Annotated in this window: 18 protein-coding genes; 11 read left to right on the top strand and 7 right to left on the bottom strand. The window is 71.6% G+C overall.

Annotated features, from left to right (window positions below; all coding sequences use genetic code 11):
• Nucleotides 1–95: 95 nt before the first annotated feature.
• The 7 genes from AC07FA_RS22305 to AC07FA_RS22275 all read left to right on the top strand — a co-directional run bounded on the left by AC07FA_RS22305 (nucleotide 96) and on the right by AC07FA_RS22275 (nucleotide 10,173).
• Nucleotides 96–716: a TetR/AcrR family transcriptional regulator gene (locus tag AC07FA_RS22305; protein ID WP_479077679.1), complete on the top strand. Its 621-nt coding sequence runs from the start codon at nucleotides 96–98 to the stop codon at nucleotides 714–716.
• Between the two features lie 147 nt (nucleotides 717–863).
• The gene (locus AC07FA_RS22300; RefSeq protein ID WP_479077678.1) at nucleotides 864–3,044 is read left to right on the top strand and encodes a molybdopterin oxidoreductase family protein; all 2,181 of its coding nucleotides are present in this window, start codon (nucleotides 864–866) and stop codon (nucleotides 3,042–3,044) included.
• Between the two features lie 135 nt (nucleotides 3,045–3,179).
• The gene (locus AC07FA_RS22295; protein WP_479077677.1) at nucleotides 3,180–4,622 is read left to right on the top strand and encodes a CitMHS family transporter; all 1,443 of its coding nucleotides are present in this window, start codon (nucleotides 3,180–3,182) and stop codon (nucleotides 4,620–4,622) included.
• A complete protein-coding gene (locus AC07FA_RS22290; RefSeq protein ID WP_479077675.1) occupies nucleotides 4,622–5,872 on the top strand; it encodes an MFS transporter in 1,251 nt (416 codons plus the stop codon). The genes AC07FA_RS22295 and AC07FA_RS22290 overlap by 1 nt, the downstream gene beginning before the upstream one ends.
• A 135-nt stretch (nucleotides 5,873–6,007) precedes the next feature.
• Nucleotides 6,008–7,363 carry an ABC transporter ATP-binding protein gene (locus tag AC07FA_RS22285; protein WP_479077674.1) on the top strand — a complete coding sequence of 452 codons (1,356 nt, stop codon included), beginning with the start codon at nucleotides 6,008–6,010 and terminating at the stop codon, nucleotides 7,361–7,363.
• Nucleotides 7,364–7,658: 295 nt separating this feature from the next.
• On the top strand, nucleotides 7,659–9,053 hold the full coding sequence (locus AC07FA_RS22280) for an aldehyde dehydrogenase family protein (protein WP_479077672.1): 1,395 nt from the start codon (nucleotides 7,659–7,661) through the stop codon (nucleotides 9,051–9,053).
• 40 nt (nucleotides 9,054–9,093) lie between these two features.
• Nucleotides 9,094–10,173 carry a Zn-dependent alcohol dehydrogenase gene (locus tag AC07FA_RS22275; RefSeq protein ID WP_479077671.1) on the top strand — a complete coding sequence of 360 codons (1,080 nt, stop codon included), beginning with the start codon at nucleotides 9,094–9,096 and terminating at the stop codon, nucleotides 10,171–10,173.
• A gap of 21 nt (nucleotides 10,174–10,194) precedes the next feature.
• Here AC07FA_RS22275 and ppk2 read toward each other — a convergent pair whose 3' ends face one another.
• Genes ppk2 through AC07FA_RS22255 form a run of 4 tightly spaced genes read right to left on the bottom strand, consistent with a single transcriptional unit; the run spans nucleotide 10,195 to nucleotide 13,623 of the window.
• Complete coding sequence (gene ppk2, locus AC07FA_RS22270) at nucleotides 10,195–11,223, bottom strand: polyphosphate kinase 2 (RefSeq protein ID WP_479077670.1); 1,029 nt, start codon at nucleotides 11,221–11,223, stop codon at nucleotides 10,195–10,197.
• Nucleotides 11,189–12,178 carry a DMT family transporter gene (locus AC07FA_RS22265; protein WP_479077669.1) on the bottom strand — a complete coding sequence of 330 codons (990 nt, stop codon included), beginning with the start codon at nucleotides 12,176–12,178 and terminating at the stop codon, nucleotides 11,189–11,191. The genes ppk2 and AC07FA_RS22265 overlap by 35 nt, the downstream gene beginning before the upstream one ends.
• Nucleotides 12,179–12,211: 33 nt before the next feature.
• Nucleotides 12,212–12,931 carry an ArsR/SmtB family transcription factor gene (locus AC07FA_RS22260; protein ID WP_479077668.1) on the bottom strand — a complete coding sequence of 240 codons (720 nt, stop codon included), beginning with the start codon at nucleotides 12,929–12,931 and terminating at the stop codon, nucleotides 12,212–12,214.
• 14 nt (nucleotides 12,932–12,945) lie between these two features.
• Nucleotides 12,946–13,623 carry a TetR/AcrR family transcriptional regulator gene (locus AC07FA_RS22255; protein ID WP_479077667.1) on the bottom strand — a complete coding sequence of 226 codons (678 nt, stop codon included), beginning with the start codon at nucleotides 13,621–13,623 and terminating at the stop codon, nucleotides 12,946–12,948.
• A gap of 65 nt (nucleotides 13,624–13,688) precedes the next feature.
• On the opposite strand from AC07FA_RS22255, the gene AC07FA_RS22250 reads away from it, so the two are divergent.
• The 3 genes from AC07FA_RS22250 (at nucleotide 13,689) to AC07FA_RS22240 (ending at nucleotide 15,923) form a co-directional block, all read left to right on the top strand.
• Nucleotides 13,689–14,840: an acyl-CoA dehydrogenase family protein gene (locus AC07FA_RS22250; RefSeq protein ID WP_479077665.1), complete on the top strand. Its 1,152-nt coding sequence runs from the start codon at nucleotides 13,689–13,691 to the stop codon at nucleotides 14,838–14,840.
• Nucleotides 14,841–14,940: 100 nt separating this feature from the next.
• The gene (locus AC07FA_RS22245; protein WP_479077663.1) at nucleotides 14,941–15,231 is read left to right on the top strand and encodes a YiaA/YiaB family inner membrane protein; all 291 of its coding nucleotides are present in this window, start codon (nucleotides 14,941–14,943) and stop codon (nucleotides 15,229–15,231) included.
• A gap of 71 nt (nucleotides 15,232–15,302) precedes the next feature.
• On the top strand, nucleotides 15,303–15,923 hold the full coding sequence (locus tag AC07FA_RS22240; protein ID WP_479077662.1) for a TetR/AcrR family transcriptional regulator: 621 nt from the start codon (nucleotides 15,303–15,305) through the stop codon (nucleotides 15,921–15,923).
• On the opposite strand, the gene AC07FA_RS22235 is transcribed toward AC07FA_RS22240, so the two are convergent.
• On the bottom strand, nucleotides 15,914–16,375 hold the full coding sequence (locus AC07FA_RS22235) for a MaoC family dehydratase (protein WP_479077661.1): 462 nt from the start codon (nucleotides 16,373–16,375) through the stop codon (nucleotides 15,914–15,916). The genes AC07FA_RS22240 and AC07FA_RS22235 overlap by 10 nt on opposite strands.
• A gap of 118 nt (nucleotides 16,376–16,493) precedes the next feature.
• On the opposite strand from AC07FA_RS22235, the gene soxR reads away from it, so the two are divergent.
• Complete coding sequence (soxR, locus tag AC07FA_RS22230; RefSeq protein ID WP_479077660.1) at nucleotides 16,494–16,982, top strand: redox-sensitive transcriptional activator SoxR; 489 nt, start codon at nucleotides 16,494–16,496, stop codon at nucleotides 16,980–16,982.
• A 76-nt stretch (nucleotides 16,983–17,058) separates the two neighbouring features.
• Here soxR and AC07FA_RS22225 read toward each other — a convergent pair whose 3' ends face one another.
• Nucleotides 17,059–17,685: a hypothetical protein gene (locus tag AC07FA_RS22225; protein ID WP_479077659.1), complete on the bottom strand. Its 627-nt coding sequence runs from the start codon at nucleotides 17,683–17,685 to the stop codon at nucleotides 17,059–17,061.
• 181 nt (nucleotides 17,686–17,866) lie between these two features.
• Nucleotides 17,867–19,129, bottom strand: coding sequence for an exo-beta-N-acetylmuramidase NamZ family protein (locus tag AC07FA_RS22220; protein WP_479077657.1), 1,263 nt, complete (start codon nucleotides 19,127–19,129; stop codon nucleotides 17,867–17,869).
• Nucleotides 19,130–19,137 lie beyond the last annotated feature (8 nt).

Raw genomic sequence — 19,137 nt, 5'->3', positions numbered from 1 at the left:
CAGGAGACCGCCGCGGGGACCTGGAGACCACCCGGGGGCCCCGAGACCACCCCGGGGCCAGGGAGACCGCCCCGGAGAGGAGACGCCACGGCATCATGGAGCCCGTGCCCCCTGCCAATACCAGCCTCCGCCGCGCCCCCGTGCAGCAGCGCAGTGCCGAACGCCTCGCCCGGATACTCGACGCCTGCGCCCAGCTGCTCGACGAGACCGGCTACGAACAGCTCTCCACACGGGCCGTCGCCGCGCGCGCGGAGGTGCCCATCGGCTCCGTCTACCGGTTCTTCTCGAACAAGAGGGCCCTGGTCGACGCCCTCGCCCACCGCAACCTCGACAGGTACGCCGAGCGCATCACGTCCCGCCTCGCCGTCATCCCGGGCGACGACTGGCAGGCCGCCATCGATGCCGTGCTCGACGAGTACCTGGCCATGAAGCGCTCGGTCCCCGGCTTCGCCCTCGTCGACTTCGGGGCACCGGCACCCGTCGACGACCCGGGCGGCGACGCCAACGTCCGGGTCGCCGGGCGGCTGGCCGACCTGCTCGCCGCCCACCTCGGCCGGCTTCCGGACGAGGACCTGCTCCGCATGATCCTCGTCTGCGTCGAGGCCGCCGACGCGCTGTTCCAGCTGGCCTTCCGCATCGAACCCTCCGGCGACCCGGCCATCGTCGAGGAGACGCGCCACCTGCTCCGGTCGTACCTGGCCCGCGTCCTCGACTGACGGGGACGCGGGTCCCGGGACGCGCCGCCCGGTGCGCCGAACCGGGCCGGCCCGCAGGATCGGGGCCGCCGACACCTCCCCACCATCCGTACCGGTCGGTATGCTCACCCCTGTCCGCGTGCCGCCGTCGCTCACCGGGGAGGACCCGTGTCCACCAACTCCCGTACCGCTCTGCGTATCTGTCCCCTCTGCGAGGCCACCTGCGGACTCACCCTCACCATCGAGGGGACGTCCGTCACCGGCGCCAGGGGTGACCGGGACGATGTCTTCAGCCAGGGGTTCATCTGTCCCAAAGGGGCCGCCTTCGGAGGGCTCGACGCCGACCCCGACCGGCTGCGCACCCCCCTCGTCCGTACGGACGGGGTCCTGCGGGAGGCGAGCTGGGAAGAGGCGTTCGACACGATCGCCGCCCGTGTCCCTGCGCTGATCGAGGAGCACGGTCCGCAGAGCGTCGGAGTCGTCCTCGGCAACCCGAACGTGCACACGATGGCCGGCGCGCTCTACCCGCCCGTCCTGCTCAAGACGCTCCGCACACGCAACGTCTTCACCGCGAGCACCCTCGACCAGATGCCCAAGCACGTCGCCTCCGGACTGCTCTTCGGGGACGCCAACGCCATCGCGGTGCCCGACCTCGACCGCACCGGCCATCTGCTGCTCATCGGCGCCAACCCGCTCGAATCCAACGGCAGCCTCTGCACCGCCCCCGACTTCCCGGGCAAGCTGAAGGCGTTGCGGCGACGCGGCGGCACCCTCACCGTCATCGACCCGCGCCGCACCCGGACCGCGCGGCTCGCCGACCGCCACCTCGCGATCCGGCCCGGCGCCGACGCCCTGCTCCTCGCCGCGCTCGCCCACGTCCTCGTCGAGGAGAAGCTCGCCGACCCGGGCCCGCTCGCCGAGCACCTCGACGGTCTGGACGAACTCACCGAAGCCCTCAAGGACTTCACCCCGGAAGCGGTCACCGCGGCCTGCGACATCGACGCCACCACCATCCGTACACTCGCCCGCGAACTCGCCGCCGCCCCCACCGCCGCCGTGTACGCGCGCATCGGCAGCTGCACGGTCGAGCACGGCACGCTCGCCAGCTGGCTCGTCGACGTCCTCAACATCCTCACCGGCAACCTCGACCGGCCCGGTGGCGCACTCTTCCCCCTCTCCGCCACCGCGCGGGCGCCCCGCCCCGCCGCACCCGGCAAGGGCTTCGCGCTCGGCCGCTGGGCGAGCCGGGTCTCCGGGCACCCCGAGGCCAAGGGCGAACTCCCCATCGCCGCGCTCTCCGAGGAGATCGATACGCCGGGGGAGGGCCGTATCCGCGCCCTGCTCGTGCTCGCCGCCAACCCCGTGCTCTCCGCTCCCGACGGCGACCGCCTCGACCGGGCGCTCTCCGACGGGCTCGACTTCATGGTCAGCGTCGACCCGTACCTCAACGAGACCTCACGCCACGCCGATGTCGTCCTGCCGCCGCCCCCGCCCTCGCAGAGCGCCCACTACGACTTCGCGTTCAACTCCTTCGCCGTGCGCAACCAGGTGCGCTACACCCGCCCCGCCGTGCCCCTGGAGGCGGACCGGATGGACGAGAGCGAGATCCTCGCCCGGCTCGTCCTCGCCGTGGGCGGGATGCACGGCGCTCCGCCGCACGCGGTCGACGACCTGGTCATCGACACCGCCCTCGCCGCCGCCGGGGCGCCGAAGGAGCTCGCGGGCGAACTGTCCGGCGTGAGCGGACCCGAGCGGCGCCTCGACCTGATGCTGCGCCTCGGCCCGTACGCCCTCACCCTGGAACAGCTCCTCGCCCATCCGCACGGCATCGACCTCGGCCCGCTGGAGCCCCGCGTTCCGCAGCTCCTGAAGACCCGCAGCGGGCGCATCGAACTCTTCCCCGCACCGATCGCCGCCGATCTGCCCCGCCTGCGACGGGCGCTGGACCAGGAACCGGCCGGACTCGTCCTCGTCGGCCGACGGCATCTGCGCTCCAACAACAGCTGGATGCACAACGTCGCCGCCCTGACCGGGGGCTCGAACGTCTGCACACTCCAGATCCACCCCGAGGACGCGGCCCGGCTCGGTCTCGTGGACGGCGCCACCGCCCGTATCAAGGCGGCCGGAGGTGAGATCGAGGCGCCGGTGGAGATCACGGACGCGGTACGGACAGGGGTGGTGAGCCTCCCGCACGGCTGGGGGCACAGCCGGCCCGGCACCCGGATGTCCGTCGCCTCGGCCGCCCCCGGCGTCAATGTGAACCAGCTGCTCGACGGCACGCTCCTCGACCCTCTGTCCGGCACCGCCGTGCTCAACGCCGTACCGGTGTCGGTGACCGCCATTGCCTAGCATCAACTCGTTGACCTGGGGTTTTGCTCGTATTGCTCGCACGTCAACATCTTGTTAACGCCGTGAGGGGAGCCCTAACGTCATCCGGACCGCCGACTCCGGTGGGAGTTCAAAGGTGAACGTTAGGTACCCCACATGCTGACAATCCTCGGATTCGCCATGATCGCGACCTTCCTGGTCCTGATCATGACGAAGAAGATGTCGCCGATCGCGGCGCTGGTCCTGATCCCCGCACTGTTCTGCGTCGCCGTCGGGCAGGGAGCGAAGCTCGGCGACTACGTCATCGAAGGCGTCGGCAATCTCGCGCCGACCGCCGCGATGCTCATGTTCGCCATCGTCTACTTCGGCGTGATGATCGACGTCGGCCTCTTCGACCCGATCGTCCGGGGCATCCTGCGGTTCTGCAAGGCGGACCCGCTGCGGATCGTCGTCGGAACGGCGGTGCTGGCCGCGATCGTCTCGCTGGACGGCGACGGCTCCACCACCTTCATGATCACCGTCTCGGCGATGTATCCGCTCTACAAGCGCCTCAAGATGAGCCTGGTCGTGATGACCGGTGTGGCTGCCACCGCGAACGGTGTCATGAACACCCTCCCCTGGGGCGGACCCACCGCCCGCGCCGCGACCGCACTCAAGCTGGACGCGGGCGACATCTTCGTGCCGATGATCCCGGCGCTTGCCGTCGGACTGCTCGCCGTCTTCGTCCTGGCGTTCGTGCTCGGACGCCGTGAGCGCAAGCGGCTCGGCACGCTCTCCCTGGACGACGTGCTCGTCACGGAGACGGAGTCCGAGACGGTCCTGGTCGGAGCGGGCGGCGGCAGTGACCGGCTCCGCAAGGGCTCCGGCTCCACTGGTACGGGCACGGGTGCGGACGCCGAACCGCCGGCAGCCGGGAGCGGCGCCGGTGACGACGGTGACGACGGTGACGACGAGGAGTTCAAGGGCCTCGACCCCGACCGCGCCACGCTGCGACCCAGGCTCTACTGGTTCAACGCCGGGCTCACCGTCGCCCTGCTGACCGCGATGATCATGGAACTGATGCCGATCCCGGTGCTCTTCCTGCTCGGCGCCGCGCTCGCCCTCACGGTCAACTTCCCCCACATGCCCGACCAGCGGGCCCGTATCGCCGCCCACGCCGACAACGTCCTCAACGTCTCCGGCATGGTCTTCGCCGCGGCCGTCTTCACCGGCGTCCTCACCGGCACCGGCATGGTCGAGCACATGGCCGACTGGCTCGTCAGCGCCATCCCCGAGGGCATGGGCCCGCACATGGCGATCGTCACCGGTGTACTGAGCCTTCCGCTGACGTACTTCATGTCCAACGACGGCTTCTACTTCGGCGTCGTCCCCGTCCTTGCCGAGGCGGGTGCCGCCCACGGCGTCTCCCCGCTGGAGATCGCCCGCGCCTCCCTGGTCGGCCAGGCACTCCACATGTCGTCCCCGCTGGTCCCCGCCGTCTACGTCCTCGTCGGCATGGCGAAGGTCGAGTTCGGCGACCACACCAAGTTCACCGTCAAGTGGGCCGCGCTCACCTCGCTGGTGGTGCTCGGCGCCGGAATCCTCTTCGGCATCATCTGATGGACGCCCGATCCGGGCCCGGCAGGGGCTGGCTGCTGCGCCTCGTCATCGCCTTCTCGTTCGCGCAGGGGGCCGTGTCGATGGCGCGGCCCGCCGTCTCCTACCGGGCCCTTTCGCTCGGTGCGGACGAGCAGGCGATCGGTGTGATCACGGGTGTGTACGCGCTCCTTCCGCTCTTCGCCGCCGTGCCTCTGGGCCGCCGCACGGACCACGGCCGGTGCGCCCCCCTGCTGCCGCTCGGTGTGGTCCTGATCGCGGGCGGCTGTGCGCTCAGCGGTACGGCGGGCTCCCTCCCGGCGATGGCGGCCTGGAGCGGAGTGATGGGGCTCGGTCATCTCTGTTTCGTGATCGGCGCGCAGTCCATCGTCGCCCGGCAGTCGGCCCCCGCCGAACAGGACCGCAACTTCGGGCACTTCACCATCGGGGCCTCGCTCGGCCAGCTCATCGGCCCGATCGCCGCGGGATACGTCATCTCGGCGGGTGACGGTGCCATGGCCCGTACGAGCGCACTCGCCCTCGTCGTCTCGGCGGCTGTGGCCGCCCTCTCCTTCGTCTCCCTCTGGCGCATCGAACACCGCGCCCCCTCCCGGCCCCGCGGGGACCGGGAGGCGAAGGTGCCCGTCGGCCGCATCCTGCGTACCCGAGGGGTACCCGCGGGCATCTTCATCAGCCTCGCCGTGCTCTCCGCCACCGACATCCTCACGGCCTACCTGCCCGTCGTCGGCGAGCAGCGGTCCATCGCGCCCGCCACCATCGGACTGCTCCTCAGCCTCCGGGCCGCCGCCACGATCGCGTGCCGTCTGGCGATGACGCCGATGCTCCGGCTCCTCGGCCGCACCGCCCTGCTCACCACGACCTGTCTGCTCGCCGGTCTCCTCTGCGCGGGCATCGCCCTGCCCGTCCCGGTATGGGTGCTCGCCGTGATGCTCGCCGTGCTCGGCTTCTGCCTCGGTGCCGGGCAGCCCCTGTCCATGACCACGGTCGTCCAGGCGGCCCCGGAGCGGGCCCGCTCCACGGCGCTCGCCCTGCGGCTGACCGGAAACCGGCTCGGGCAGGTGGCGGCGCCGGCGTCCGCCGGACTGGTCGCGGGATTCGCGGGGACCGCGGCGCCGTTCGTCATGCTCGGAGCGCTGCTCCTCGGCGCGGCGGGCCTCGGTGTACGGGGCGGTCGCGCCCGGCCCCCCGGGACGGAGCCCGCCGGGCCCGCGCGGCGCACCGCACGCACCCCCACGAAGCGGAACCCCGTCTGACACTTGCGGCCCGCCGCGGGCCGCTCTTCCCAACCTTCGCGCGAGTCATTCCCACACCCCGTCCAGTGGGCTAACTTCAGGCCACGCCGCCGCTCCCTGCCGCGCGTTCCCTTTACCCTGCCGGGCGGACACCCCATGACTCGCGCCATCTCCCTGCACCATGTCAGCAAGGCGTACGGACGGGCTCCGCGCGCTGTCGACCGCTTCTCGCTCTCCATCGAGCCCGGGGAGTTCGTGGTACTGCTGGGCCCCTCGGGCTGCGGGAAGTCGACCGTGCTCCGCATGATCGCGGGCCTGGAGGAGATCACCGACGGAGCGCTGCTGCTCGACGGTGAACCGGCGAATCACATGACCCCGCGCGAACGCGGCATGGCCATGGTGTTCCAGAACTTCGCGCTCTACCCGAGCATGACCAATCGAGCCAATATCGGCTTCCCGCTGAAGCTGGAGAATCCCCGGCAGGACAACAGCGAACGCATCGAGTCCACGGCCCGCATGCTGGGTATCGAGAGCGTGCTCGACCGCTACCCGGCCCAGCTCTCCGGCGGCGAACGCCAGCGCGTCGCCATGGGGCGGGCCATCTCGCGCAGGCCGTCCGCCTTCCTGATGGACGAGCCGCTCTCCAATCTCGACGCGAAGCTGCGCAACCACCTGCGGGCCGAAATAGCGCATCTGACGGAGGAGTTGGGCGTCACCACGGTGTACGTGACGCACGACCAGGCGGAGGCGATGTCGCTCGGGGACCGGGTGGCCGTGATGCGCGGAGGAGTGCTCCAGCAGGTGAGCACACCGCGCGCGGTCTACGCGCTGCCGGAGAACGTGTTCGTCGCCGCCTTCATCGGCACCCCGCGCATCAATCTGCTCCGGGCCGTGGTCCACGCCCCGCTGGAGGGGCGCATGTCGATCGACCTCGGCCGGCAGCGGCTCGCGCTGCCCGAACCGCTCAGCCCGGACCACCAGTTGCTCCGCATCCAGCAGGGCCGGGAGATCATCGTGGGCCTGCGCTCCGAGGCGGTGCGGATCGCGCCGCCCAGCCACGCCCGTCCCGGCGAGGTCGCCCTCAGTGGCATCGTCGAGCACGTGGAGTACCAGGGGCACGAGGCGCTCGTCCACCTCAACACCGGCTCCCAGCCGGCCGTGGTGCCGGAGCTGGAATCGGCCCGGCCGCGGCCGGGTGTGCGGCGGCGTCGCGCGGGCGGCGGCGGTATGGGGGCGGGGATGCTGGAGCGGCTCCGCGAGCGCGCCACGGGGCACGTCAGCGGACCCGTCGTCGTCCTCGACGAACCGGGCCCCGAGCGGAGTGCCCCGCGCGGCCCCGACCGTCCGGCGCTCACGGCCGGTGACCTCGTGGTCCGCACCGGGCCCGACATGCGGCTGCGCAGGGGCGGGCAGGTGCCGCTGCTGGTCGACCTGGCGCACCTGTACGTCTTCGACCACCACGGGAGACGGATCTGCCCGCTGCCGGGGGATGTGCCGGGGCTGGACGTGTAGGGGTGGCGCGGCCCGGGCCCGGCGCTTGTCCTCAAGCGCTGTGGCGGAGGTCGCGGGCGCCCGACAGGAGCGGAGGGGGCTGATCCGGGACGCCAGGAGGCGGCCGTCACCGGGGAATTGCTGGGCCGGGGAGCCAATGGCGCGTGAACGGTCCGCCGTCCGGCGGGCCACGGAGTGACGGGCGTCTCCGGCCGGTCCCTGGCGCCCAAAAACTAACGGCGCTAGTTTGGGGTCGGACGGCGGCCGTACGCCGGACGACTTCGGCGGTACGCAGCGCGAGCCCGGGAGGAAACTCATGAAGGCCCATGACGGGATGTACATCGGCGGCCAGTGGCGTCCGGCCGAGGGGCCGGACACGATCGCGGTCGTGAATCCGGCGGACGAGCAGGTCATCGGCCACGTCCCGGCGGGCACCGCGGCGGACGTCGACGCGGCGGTCCGCGCGGCCCGCGGCGCGTTCCCCGGCTGGGCCGCCACCGCGCCCGCCGAGCGCGCCGCGCGGATCGCCGCCCTGCGTGACGTCCTGGCCGCGCGGAAGGACGAGATCGCGGAGACCATCACGGCGGAGCTGGGCGCACCGCTCGCCCTCTCGCAGGCGGTACACGCCGCGGTGCCCGTCCTGGTCGCCGGTTCGTACGCCGAGCTGGCCGCCACGTACTCCTTCGAGGAGAAGCTGGGCAACTCCACCGTCCTGCTGGAGCCCGTGGGCGTCGTCGGCGCCATCACCCCCTGGAACTACCCGCTCCACCAGATCGTCGCCAAGGTCGCTCCCGCGCTCGCCGCGGGCTGCACGGTCGTCCTCAAGCCGGCCGAGGACACCCCGCTCACCGCCCAGCTCTTCGCCGAGGCCACCGAGGAGGCGGGCCTGCCCGCCGGGGTCTTCAACCTGGTCACCGGTCTCGGCCCGGTCGCGGGCCAGGCGCTCGCCGAGCACGAGGGCGTCGACCTGGTCTCGTTCACCGGGTCCACGGCCGTCGGCCGGCGGATCGGTGCGACGGCGGGCGCCGCGGTCAAGCGCGTCGCGCTGGAGCTCGGGGGCAAGTCGGCCAACGTGATCCTCCCGGGCGCCGATCTCGCCAAGGCGGTCAACGTGGGCGTCGCCAACGTGATGTCCAACTCCGGCCAGACGTGCAGCGCGTGGACCCGCATGCTCGTCGACGGCGAGCGGTACGAGGAAGCCGTCGCCCTCGCGGCGGCAGCGGTCGCCAAGTACGTCCCCGGCGGGCGGGTCGGCCCCCTCGTCAACGCCAAGCAGCAGGCCCGGGTGCGGGGATACATCGAGAAGGGCATCGAGGAGGGCGCACGGCTCGTCGCCGGCGGTCCCGACGCACCGCACGCGACGGGCTACTACGTCAGCCCCACCGTCTTCGCCGATGTCACCCCCGGCATGACCGTCGCCCAGGAGGAGATCTTCGGGCCGGTCCTCTCGATCCTGAGGTACGAGGACGTCGACGACGCTCTCCGTATCGCCAACGACACGGTGTACGGGCTCGCCGGAGCCGTCTGGGCCGCCGACGACGCCGCGGCCGTGGCCTTCGCCCGCAGGATGGACACCGGGCAGGTCGACATCAACGGCGGCAGGTTCAACCCACTGGCCCCGTTCGGCGGCTACAAGCAGTCCGGCGTCGGCCGCGAGCTGGGCCCGCACGGTCTGGCCGAGTACCTCCAGACGAAGTCCCTGCAGTTCTGACCTGTTCGCCCCGCCCTCCCGATCACCGAGGAGACCGTTCGTGGTCCGCGCCGCCGTACTGCCCGCCGTCGGAGCTCCGCTGGAGATCACCGACATCGAACTCCCTGATCCCGGCCCCGGCCAGGTGCGTGTGCGCCTCGCCGCCGCCGGGGTCTGCCACTCCGACCTGTCCCTCTCCAACGGCACGATGCGGGTCCCGGTCCCGGCCGTCCTCGGCCACGAGGGCGCCGGAACGGTCGTCGCGGTCGGTGAGGGCGTCACGCATGTGGCCCCCGGCGACGGTGTCGTCCTCAACTGGGCGCCGTCCTGCGGGAGCTGCCACCACTGCGGGATCGGCGAGGTCTGGCTCTGCGCCAACGCGCTGAAGGGCGCGGCCAACATCCACGCGCGCACCGCCGACGGCACGGAACTCCACCCGGGCCTGAACGTGGCGGCCTTCGCCGAGGAGACCGTCGTCGCCGCGAACTGCGTCCTGCCGGCCCCGGCCGGGATTCCGCTCACCGACGCGGCCCTGCTCGGCTGCGCGGTCCTCACCGGATACGGCGCGATCCACCACTCCGCCCGGGTCCGCGCGGGCGAGAGCGTCGTCGTGTTCGGGATCGGCGGGGTCGGTCTCGCCGTGCTCCAGGCCGCCCGGCTCGCCGGCGCGTCGAAGATCATCGCCGTCGACGTCTCGCCGGAGAAGGAGGACCTGGCCCGGCAGGCCGGGGCCACGGACTACGTCATCGCCTCCGACCGGACCGCGAAGGACGTCCGCGGCCTCACCGGCGGGCAGGGCGCGGACGTCGCGGTGGAGTGCGTCGGCCGCCCGGCCACCATCCGCGCCGCCTGGGACGCCACCCGCCGCGGCGGCCGGACCACGGTCGTCGGCATCGGCGGCAAGGACCAGCAGGTGACCTTCAACGCCCTGGAGATCTTCCACTGGGGCCGGTCGCTGACGGGCTGCGTCTACGGCAACAGCGACCCGGAGCGCGACCTTCCCGTCCTGGCCGAGCACATCCGCGCGGGCCGCTTCGACCTCTCCATGATGGTCACCGAACGGATCGCCCTGGACGGCATCCCGGCGGCCTTCGACAACATGATCGCGGGCAAAGGCGGCCGGGCCCTGGTGGTGTTCTAGGCGCTGCCGCGCGGCGGCGGCCTAGGACCCCTCCCGTACCGCCTCCAGTCCTGGAGTGAGCAGCCGGGCGTCCATCTCGCCCTGCTCGAAGAGCCGGGAGGCCGGACCCACGATCAGCGGGTCCGGCACCCCGATCACCGACGCGTCCTTGCCGGGGTAGTCGAAGCGGGCCAGCACGTGCCGCATCGCTTCCAGCCGGGCTCGCTTCTTGTCGTTGCTCTTCACCACGGTCCACGGGGAGTCCGCCGTGTCCGTGTGGAAGAGCATCAGCTCCTTCGCCTCCGTGTAGGCGTCCCACTTGTCCAGCGAGGCGAGGTCGACCGGGCTCAGTTTCCAGCGTCGTACCGGGTCGATCTGCCGGATCATGAACCGGTTGCGCTGCTCGTTGCGGGAGACCGAGAACCAGAACTTCACCAGGTGGATGCCGTCGCGCGCGAGCATCCGCTCGAAGTCCGGTGCCTGGTGCATGAATTCCAGGTACTCGCGGGTGGTGCAGAACCCCATCACCCGCTCCACACCCGCCCGGTTGTACCAGGAGCGGTCGAAGAGCACGATCTCCCCGGCGCTCGGCAGATGGGCCACATAGCGCTGGAAGTACCACTGCGTCCGCTCGCGCTCGGTGGGCTTCGCCAGTGCCACCACACGCGCGCCGCGGGGGTTGAGGTGCTCGGTGAACCGCTTGATCGTGCCGCCCTTGCCCGCGGCGTCCCGCCCTTCGAAGAGGATCACGAGCCGCTGGTCGCGCTCCTTCACCCAGTGCTGGAGCTTGAGCAGCTCGATCTGCAGTATGCGTTTGGCCTCCTCGTAGTCCCGGCGGGCCAGTTTGCGGTCGTACGGGTAGTCCTCGCGCCACGCGTCCCTGGCACGCCCGTCGGGCGTCACCAGCACCGGATCGTCGTCACCGCTCTCGACGACGGCGAAGTTGTCGAGGTACGGACCGCCGTAGCGCGCCGCCCGCGCGTCGGGGCTCGAAGCGGAGTCGCTCTCGGGAGGCTTGGCCCGCTTGCGCCCGGCCTTACGGCCGTTCGGCCTGCTCTCGTTGCGCGTCATGACGAGGTCCCTCCACCGGCGTGGCCGGATGCGTCGCCCTCAGGCCAGTCTGCGGACGGCGGCGGGAGACCGCCACCCCTGCCAGGCAGAGCAGGCCGCCGGCGACGGTGAGCAGTGCGGGTACCTCGTCGAGGAGCAGCCACGACATCAGCACCACGAGTGCGGGCACCGCGTAGGTGGTCGCGCCCATCCGGCCCGCGGTGGTGCGGGCCAGCGCGTAGGCCCAGGTGGTGAAGGCCAGCGCGGTCGGGAAGACGCCCAGATACACCATGTTCAGGGTGGCCGACAGGGGAGCGTCGGCGGCCTCGGAGACCAGTACCCCGGAGAACGGCAGACAGGCGACCGTACCGATCAGACAGCCGAAGGTGGTGATCTGGAGGGCGGTGCCGTGCCGCAGCGCGGGCTTCTGGCTCACCACACCACCCGCGTACGCCACGGCGGCCAGCAGGCAGAGCAGCACCCCCAGCACCGACGAACCACCGTGTCCCGACATGGAGAGCCCGACGACCGCGGCCCCCGCGAACGACACGCCCATGCCCACCAGCAGTCTGCGCGGCAGCCCCTCACCGAGCAGCCGGGCGCCCAGCAGCGCGATCAGGATCGGTCCGATGTTGACCACCATCGCGGCCGTCCCGGCGTCTACCTCCTGCTCGCCCCAGTTGAGCACCACCATGTACAGCCCGAACCAGAGCAGCCCGGACCCGACGATCCCGGGCCAGGCGGCCCGGGAAGGCAGTCCCTCGCGGCGTACGAGACAGATCGCGCCCAGCACCAGCGTGCCCGCGAGCAGCCGGCCGAGCGCCAGCGCGCCGGGGGAGTACGCCTCGCCTGCGCTGCGGATGGAGACGAAGGCGGACGCCCAGAGCAGGACCGTGGTGCAGGCCGCGGCGGGGGCGCGCCAGTCACGGACGGGTATCGTCCCGGTGGCCGCCGGCGCGGTCGGTGTCGTTGTCATGGGCTCGACGGTAAGGCCCGGACGCTTCGGCACCTACCGAATAGTCGCCGCCTCGATTCCGAGCAGCCCGGCCAGGGCCCGTTCCCCTTCGGGCGTCGCCTTCACCGCGCGCCCCGATCCGATGCGTACGCACCAGCCGGTGTCCAGCGCGTGCCGGCACAGCGCGGCGCCGGCGGTTCCGGCCAGGTGCGGCCTGCGCTCCGTCCAGTCAAGACACGCCCGTACGAGCGGCCGGCGGGTCGCGGACTCCAGGCTGATGCCCAGGGAGCCGAACCACCCGAGGCCCTCGTCGGTGAGCGCGAACCCGGTGTCCTGCCGCAGCAGCCCCCGTACGGTCATCGCGTCGGTGATCGTGATGCCGAGCCGCCCCGCGAGATGGTCGTAACAGGTGCGGCCCCTGGCCAGCGCGCTGCTGACACTCGCGGCGCGCAGGCTCCGCGGCCGGTCCCCGCCGTCCGGGACGACCTGGGCGGCGAGCTCCTCGACGAGGTGGGCGACACGTTCGTCGGCCAGCCGCACGTAGCGGTGGCGGCCCTGCCGCTCCTCGGCCAGCAGCCCGCCCGCGACCAGCTTCCCCAGGTGCTCGCTGGTGGTGGACGGCGCCACTTGGGCGTGGCGCGCCAGCTCACCGGCGGTCCAGGCGCGTCCGTCGAGCAGTGCGAGGCAGAACGAGGCGCGGGTCTCGTCGGCGAGCAGCGCGGCGAGCGCCGCCAGCCGGGGCGCGGCCGGGTCGGGGGGTGTCGTACGTGCCATGGGACCAGGATGCGTCAGCCGCGGTTCGGTGAACGCCGAAGCGTGCCGTCGCCGCGCACCAGCTGCCCGTACTGGAGGGCGAGACCGTCGAGCAGCGCCCGCAGCCCCGTCTCGAAGGCGCCCTCGTCCACCTGCTGGCGGCGGTCGGCGAGCAGGTGGGCCTGGCCCAGGTGCGGATAGTCGGTGGGGTCGTACGCCGTCTCGTCGTCGACGAAGCCGCGGGCGAAGGAACCGAGGGCCGAGCCGGTCACGAAGTACCGCATCAGCGCGCCGATGTACGTCGCCTGGGCGGGCGGCCAGCCCGCGCGGACCATGCCGCCGAAGGCGGCGTCGGCGACCCGCAGACCGGCCGGGCGGCGGCCGGGGCCCTGGGCGAGTACGGGAACGATGTGCGGGTGCGCGGCGAGGGCCGCGCGGTAGGAGACCGCCCAGTCGTGGAGTGCGGCGGCCCAGTCGCGGGGGTCGGACTCGTCGAACATCGACAGGTCGACCTGCGCGGAGACGCTGTCGGCCACCGCGTCGAGGATCTCGTCCTTGTTGCGGAAGTGGTTGTAGAGCGACGGCCCGCTGACCCCGAGTCCGGCGGCGAGGCGTCGGGTCGAGACGGCGTCGAGCCCCTCGGAGTCCACGAGAGCGCTCGCGGCTTCGATGATGCGTTCTCGGCTGAGGAGGGGCTTGCGCGGTCGGGCCATGCGGCACATAGTAGGGCCTGCCAGCAAAAAACTAGCAGTGCTAATTAAAAGTGGAGTGGCGCAGGATGAACCTGGAGCTGAGCGAGGAACAGGAAGCGGTCAGGCAGCTCGCCGTGGACTTCGTGGCGCGCGAGATAACCCCGCACGTCGTCGAGTGGGACCGGGCCGAGAATGTCGACAGGTCGATCGTGAAGAAGCTGGGGGCTCTCGGCTTCCTCGGGCTGACCGTCCCGGAGGAGTACGGCGGCTCCGGCGGTGACCACCTGGCGTACTGCCTGGTCACCGAGGAGCTCGGCCGCGGCGACTCCTCGGTGCGTGGCATCGTCTCCGTCTCGCTGGGCCTGGTCGCCAAGACCATCGCCTCCTGGGGCGACGAGCAGCAGAAGCGGCAGTGGCTGCCGGAGCTGACCTCGGGCGAGGCGATCGGCTGCTTCGGGCTCACCGAGCCGGGCACCGGCTCCGACGCCGGAAACCTGGCGACGAAGGCGGTGCGTGAGGGCGATGACTACGTCATCAACGGCACCAAGATGTTCATCACCAACGGCACCTGGGCCGACGTGGTGCTCCTCTTCGCCCGCACCAACGACACCCCCGGCCACAAGGGCGTCTCCGCCTTCCTGGTGCCCACCGACACCCCCGGCCTCACCCGCCGCACCATCCACGGCAAGCTCGGCCTGCGCGGCCAGGCCACCGCCGAGGTGATCCTGGAGGACGTCCGCGTTCCCGCCTCCGCGCTCATGGGGCCCGAGGGCAAGGGTTTCTCCATCGCCATGTCGGCGCTGGCCAAGGGCCGGATGTCGGTCGCGGCCGGCTGTGTGGGTATCGCCCAGGCGGCCCTGGACGCGGCCGTGCGCTACGCGGGCGAGCGCGAACAGTTCGGCAGGCCCATCGCGGGCTACCAGCTGGTCCAGGAGCTGATCAGCGACATCTCCGTGGACGTCGACGCGGCCCGTATGCTGACCTGGCGGGTCGCCGACCTCGTCGACCGCGGGCAGGACTTCGCCACCGCCGCGTCCACGGCCAAGCTCTTCGCCTCCGAGGCGGCCGTCCGGGCGGCCAACAACGCCCTCCAGGTCTTCGGCGGTTACGGGTACATCGACGAGTACCCGGTCGGCAAGCTGGTCAGGGACGCCCGGGTGATGACGCTCTACGAGGGCACCAGTCAGATCCAGAAGCTCATCATCGGCCGCGCCCTGACGGGGGTCTCCGCCTTCTGACCACCGTCTCGTCCTGCGCGCCACTCGAACGGCCGTCTGAGTACCGGGCTGAGTATCCGCACCGATGTGGTCCGCGTCACCGACCCCGAAGCTGGGGCACATGAGTGAGACAACTTCGGTCAAGCAGCAGGGCACAGCGGCGTTCTACGGTCAGGCCGTCGCCTCCTTCGGGGTGGCGATGGGCTCGGTGTCCCTCGGGATCTTCTTCCTCGACGCGGACGCCTGGGTGCGCGCCTTCCTCGCCATCGGCGTCCTCTACCTCGTCACTTCGTGCTTCACCCTGGCCAAGGTCATCAGGGACCGTCAGGAGGCGGGTCAGCTGGTCAGCCGGGTCGACCAGGCCAGGCTGGAGAAGATCCTCGCCGAGCACGACCCCTTCCAGAAGCTCTGACACCAGACCCTAAGCGCTTGCTCAGGTTCGGGGTATGGTGTTCGTCCTGCCGATGGAAGGGGCGAGTGACGATGAGCACGGCGGAGGACACCGGCGACGACACGCCGTGGGGCGAGGTCACGCCCGAGGCGGCGCGGCGGCTTCTCGTCGCCGCCGTCGAAGCCTTTGCCGAGCGCGGGTACCACGCGACGACCACCCGCGACATCGCCGGCCGGGCGGGAATGAGCCCGGCCGCCCTCTACATCCACTACAAGACCAAGGAAGAGCTGCTCCACCGGATCAGCAGGATCGGTCACGACCGGGCCCTGGCTCTCCTGGAGGCAGAGGCCGGCGGCGACGGTTCGGCGGCGGAGCGGCTCGCCGGAGCCGTGCGGTCCTTCGTCCGGTGGCACGCCGAACGGCACACCACGGCGCGGGTCGTGCAGTACGAACTCGACGCGCTCGCCGACGAGCACCGCACCGAGATCATCGAGCTGCGCAGGCAGAGCGACGCGGTGGTGCGCCGGATCATCAGCGAAGGCGTGGCGGCGGGGGAGTTCGACGTCCCCGACGTCCCCGGCACCACGCTCGCCGTGCTGTCCCTCTGTATCGACGTGGCGCGCTGGTTCAACGCCCAGGGCAGCCGGACGCCCGACGAGGTCGGCGCACTCTACGCCGACCTCGTCCTGCGGATGGTCGCGGCTCAGAAGTAGTAGCGGGACACCGACTCGGCGACACAGGCGGGCTTGTCGCCGCCCTCGCGCTCGATGGTGACCACGGCGGTGACCTGCACGCCGCCGCCCGCCTCCTCGACGCTCTTGAGCACCGCGGTGGCGCGCAGGCGGGAGCCCACCGGGACGGTCGAGGGGAAGCGCACCTTGTTGGTGCCGTAGTTGATGCCCATCTTCATGCCCTCGACGCGCATGATCTGCGGTACGAGCGCGGGCAGGAGCGAGAGCGTCAGATAACCGTGCGCGATCGTGGTGCCGAAGGGGCCGGCGGCCGCGCGCTCGGGGTCCACGTGAATCCACTGGTGGTCACCGGTGGCCTCGGCGAACTGGTCGATGCGCTTCTGCTCGATCTCCAGCCACTCGCTGTGGCCCAGCTCCTCACCCACTCCGTCGCGCAGCTCCTGTGCGGACGTGAAGATCTTCGGCTCTGCCATGTTCCTGGTCCCTGCCTTCCGGCTCTCTGCCCTGGGGATGCGCCGCATGTCTAAGCGCTTGCTCAGCATCCTTGGGTGAGTGCTGTCCTGTCAACGGAGGACCAGTAGGGTTCGAGAGGTGCCACAGATCCCGCAGACACTCAACGAACTCACGGTCGGCCAGCTCTCCGCGCGTAGCGGCGCCGCAGTCTCGGCCCTGCACTTCTACGAGGCCAAGGGCCTGATCAGCAGCCGACGCACCAGCGGCAACCAGCGCCGCTACACCAGGGACGCACTGCGCCGCGTCGCCTTCGTGCGTGCGGCCCAGCGCGTCGGCATCCCGCTGGCCACCATCCGCGACGCGCTCGCCGAACTGCCCGAGGAGCGCACCCCCAACCGCGAGGACTGGGCACGGCTCTCCGAGGCGTGGCGCACCGAACTGGACGAGCGCATCAAGCAGTTGGGCCAGCTGCGGGACCACCTCACCGACTGCATCGGCTGCGGCTGCCTCTCACTGGAAGCCTGTGTGCTCTCCAACCCGAACGACATCTCCGGCGAGCGGATGGCGGGCTCGCGCCTGATGCCCGAGCGCAGGAAGGCCGCACCGGCGGACGGCGACTGCCGGTAGGGCCCCGGCCCCACCACCGGGGCCGGGCCGCTCGCCGGGCACGGCCGTTCGCCGCGCAGGGCGGGGTGCGCCCCTCTCAGGCCGCCGACGCCAGGTCGCGCAGACGTATCCGCCGTGCCTTCGCCAGCGCCCCCGGCGTCAGCACGGGCTGGGGCACCTGGATCCCGCAGCCGCTGCACACCGGCCCCGACCACGGCTCCTGCTCCCGCTCCTGCTCCCGCTCCTGCTGCCGCCAGGCGATGCCGTTCTCCGCGCAGACCGGACAGGTGGTCCCCGGCGTCGATCCCAGCGCCGAGATCAGCCGGCCCAGCACCTCGGCGAGCGGTGCGGAGGGGTGCACGCACGGGTCCTCGCAGCGTGCGATGCCATTCCCGCCCCAGGTCCGCCGGTGCCAGTCGTCGAAGGAGGCCGGGCGGCGCAGCCCGTCGCGCTTCTCCCGTCGCCGCCGCTCGGCGAAACCCGACTCGTAGGCGAGCCAGACGGCCCGCGCCTCTTCCAGTTCCTTCAGCGCGCCCACCAGCCGTGCCGGGTCCGGGGTCCTGTCCTCGGGCTCGATCCCGTGGCGGGCGCACAGATGGTCCCAGGTCGCCCGGTGCCCGTAAGGGGCGAATCGTTCAAGGCACTTGCGGAGCGAATATCTCCGCAATGCCAGATCGCCCCGCGGATCGCGGACCTGTCTCGCAAGACTCCGGAAACCGGCCACGTCACTGCCACCTCCGTCACTCGTACTTCGGCGTCACGTGTGAGACGTACGGCTTCCCGATTCGGCTCCATTCAAAAGTGACGTGTCCAGAGCCTGAGACGGCGCACGTGAAGCGGTACGGGCGCGGGAGGCCGTGACCGCCGGGCGGGCCCGCCACGCGAGCCCGCCCGGCGGACCCGGTTCAGCGGTACTGGAGATACTGCTTTCGGATCGCCCGGAACGCCGCGAGGTCCGCCTCCCAGGCTCCGACGACCTCGTCCGTACCGGCGCCCGCGTCGATCATCGTGCGGACCCGGGTGTTGCCGGTCAGCTTGTCGATCCAGTTGTCCGCGCGCCACGCGAAACCGCTCCAGGACTGCTTCGCCGTGACGAGCAGCGCGATGCCCGTACGGACCGGGTCGAAGACCGCCCGGTCCTGGACGTGCACCTGCACGCCGCCGATGGTCTTCCCCTGGAACTTGGAGAACGTCGGCGCGAAGTACGCCTCGCGGAACGCCACCCCGGGCAGGTCGAGGGCGTTGGCGGCGGCCGTCCAGCGGCGGTCGACGCCCTCCGCGCCGAGCAGTTCGAACGGGCGGGTCGTGCCCCGCCCCTCCGACAGGTTCGTGCCCTCGAAGAGGCACGTCCCGGAGTAGACGAGGGCGGTCTCGGGCGTCGGCATGTTGGGGCTCGGCGGCACCCACGGCAGTCCGGTCTCGTCGAAGAAGTCCTTGCGCCGCCACCCCGACATGGTGACGATGTCCAGCTCCACCGGCCGTTCGGCCAGGAACTCCGCGTTGAAGAGCAGGGCCAGCTCGGTGACCGTCATGCCGTGCGCCTGGGCGATCTCCCGGCGGCCCACGAACGTCGCGAACGCCGGCTCCAGGACGGGCCCGAGCGCGGCCCGGCCGGTCACCGGGTTCGGCCGGTCGAGCACGACGAACCGCTTGCCGGCGAGAGCCGCCGCCTGCATGCAGTCGTAGAGCGTCCAGATGTACGTGTAGAAGCGGGCGCCCGCGTCCTGGATGTCGAAGACGACGGTGTCCACACCCGAGGCGGTGAAGATGTCGGCGAGTGCCTGACCGCTCTTCAGGTACGTGTCGTACACCGGCAGCCCGGTCGCCGGGTCGTCGTAGCGTCCCTCGGAGCCGCCCGCCTGCGCGGTGCCGCGGAAGCCGTGCTCGGGTCCGAAGACCGCCGTCAGGTTCACCCGGTCGTCGGGGTGCATCACATCGACCACGTGGCGCACGTCGGAGGTGATCCCGGTCGGATTGGTGACGATGCCGACCTTCTGTCCCTCCAGCAGCCGATAGCCGTCGGCGGCCAGCCGGTCGAAACCGGTGCGGACACCGCGCCCGGACCCCTGGCCCGTGCGGGCGGCGGCGCTGCCGGTCCCGGCCGCTGTGACCGCGAGGGCTCCCATCGCACCGCCGGCGTGAAGCAAACCACGTCTGGACAGGCTCATTCGTCAAC

The sequence above is a fragment of the Streptomyces sp. NPDC045968 genome (genome assembly GCF_056430475.1).
The sequence above is the reverse complement of the archived record's forward strand: the minus strand, read 5'-3'. Positions and strand labels throughout refer to the sequence as shown.

What these genes read in the sequence shown, in the direction of transcription:
- AC07FA_RS22305 (WP_479077679.1), top strand. Translation starts at nt 96, where the DNA reads ATGGAGCCCGTGCCCCCTGCCAATACCAGCCTCCGCCGCGCCCCCGTG.
- AC07FA_RS22295 (WP_479077677.1), top strand. Translation starts at nt 3,180, where the DNA reads ATGCTGACAATCCTCGGATTCGCCATGATCGCGACCTTCCTGGTCCTG.
- AC07FA_RS22290 (WP_479077675.1), top strand. Translation starts at nt 4,622, where the DNA reads ATGGACGCCCGATCCGGGCCCGGCAGGGGCTGGCTGCTGCGCCTCGTC.
- AC07FA_RS22285 (WP_479077674.1), top strand. Translation starts at nt 6,008, where the DNA reads ATGACTCGCGCCATCTCCCTGCACCATGTCAGCAAGGCGTACGGACGG.
- AC07FA_RS22280 (WP_479077672.1), top strand. Translation starts at nt 7,659, where the DNA reads ATGAAGGCCCATGACGGGATGTACATCGGCGGCCAGTGGCGTCCGGCC.
- ppk2 (WP_479077670.1), bottom strand. Translation starts at nt 11,223, where the DNA reads ATGACGCGCAACGAGAGCAGGCCGAACGGCCGTAAGGCCGGGCGCAAG.
- AC07FA_RS22265 (WP_479077669.1), bottom strand. Translation starts at nt 12,178, where the DNA reads ATGACAACGACACCGACCGCGCCGGCGGCCACCGGGACGATACCCGTC.
- AC07FA_RS22260 (WP_479077668.1), bottom strand. Translation starts at nt 12,931, where the DNA reads ATGGCACGTACGACACCCCCCGACCCGGCCGCGCCCCGGCTGGCGGCG.
- AC07FA_RS22255 (WP_479077667.1), bottom strand. Translation starts at nt 13,623, where the DNA reads ATGGCCCGACCGCGCAAGCCCCTCCTCAGCCGAGAACGCATCATCGAA.
- AC07FA_RS22250 (WP_479077665.1), top strand. Translation starts at nt 13,689, where the DNA reads ATGAACCTGGAGCTGAGCGAGGAACAGGAAGCGGTCAGGCAGCTCGCC.
- AC07FA_RS22245 (WP_479077663.1), top strand. Translation starts at nt 14,941, where the DNA reads ATGAGTGAGACAACTTCGGTCAAGCAGCAGGGCACAGCGGCGTTCTAC.
- AC07FA_RS22240 (WP_479077662.1), top strand. Translation starts at nt 15,303, where the DNA reads ATGAGCACGGCGGAGGACACCGGCGACGACACGCCGTGGGGCGAGGTC.
- AC07FA_RS22235 (WP_479077661.1), bottom strand. Translation starts at nt 16,375, where the DNA reads ATGGCAGAGCCGAAGATCTTCACGTCCGCACAGGAGCTGCGCGACGGA.
- AC07FA_RS22220 (WP_479077657.1), bottom strand. Translation starts at nt 19,129, where the DNA reads ATGAGCCTGTCCAGACGTGGTTTGCTTCACGCCGGCGGTGCGATGGGA.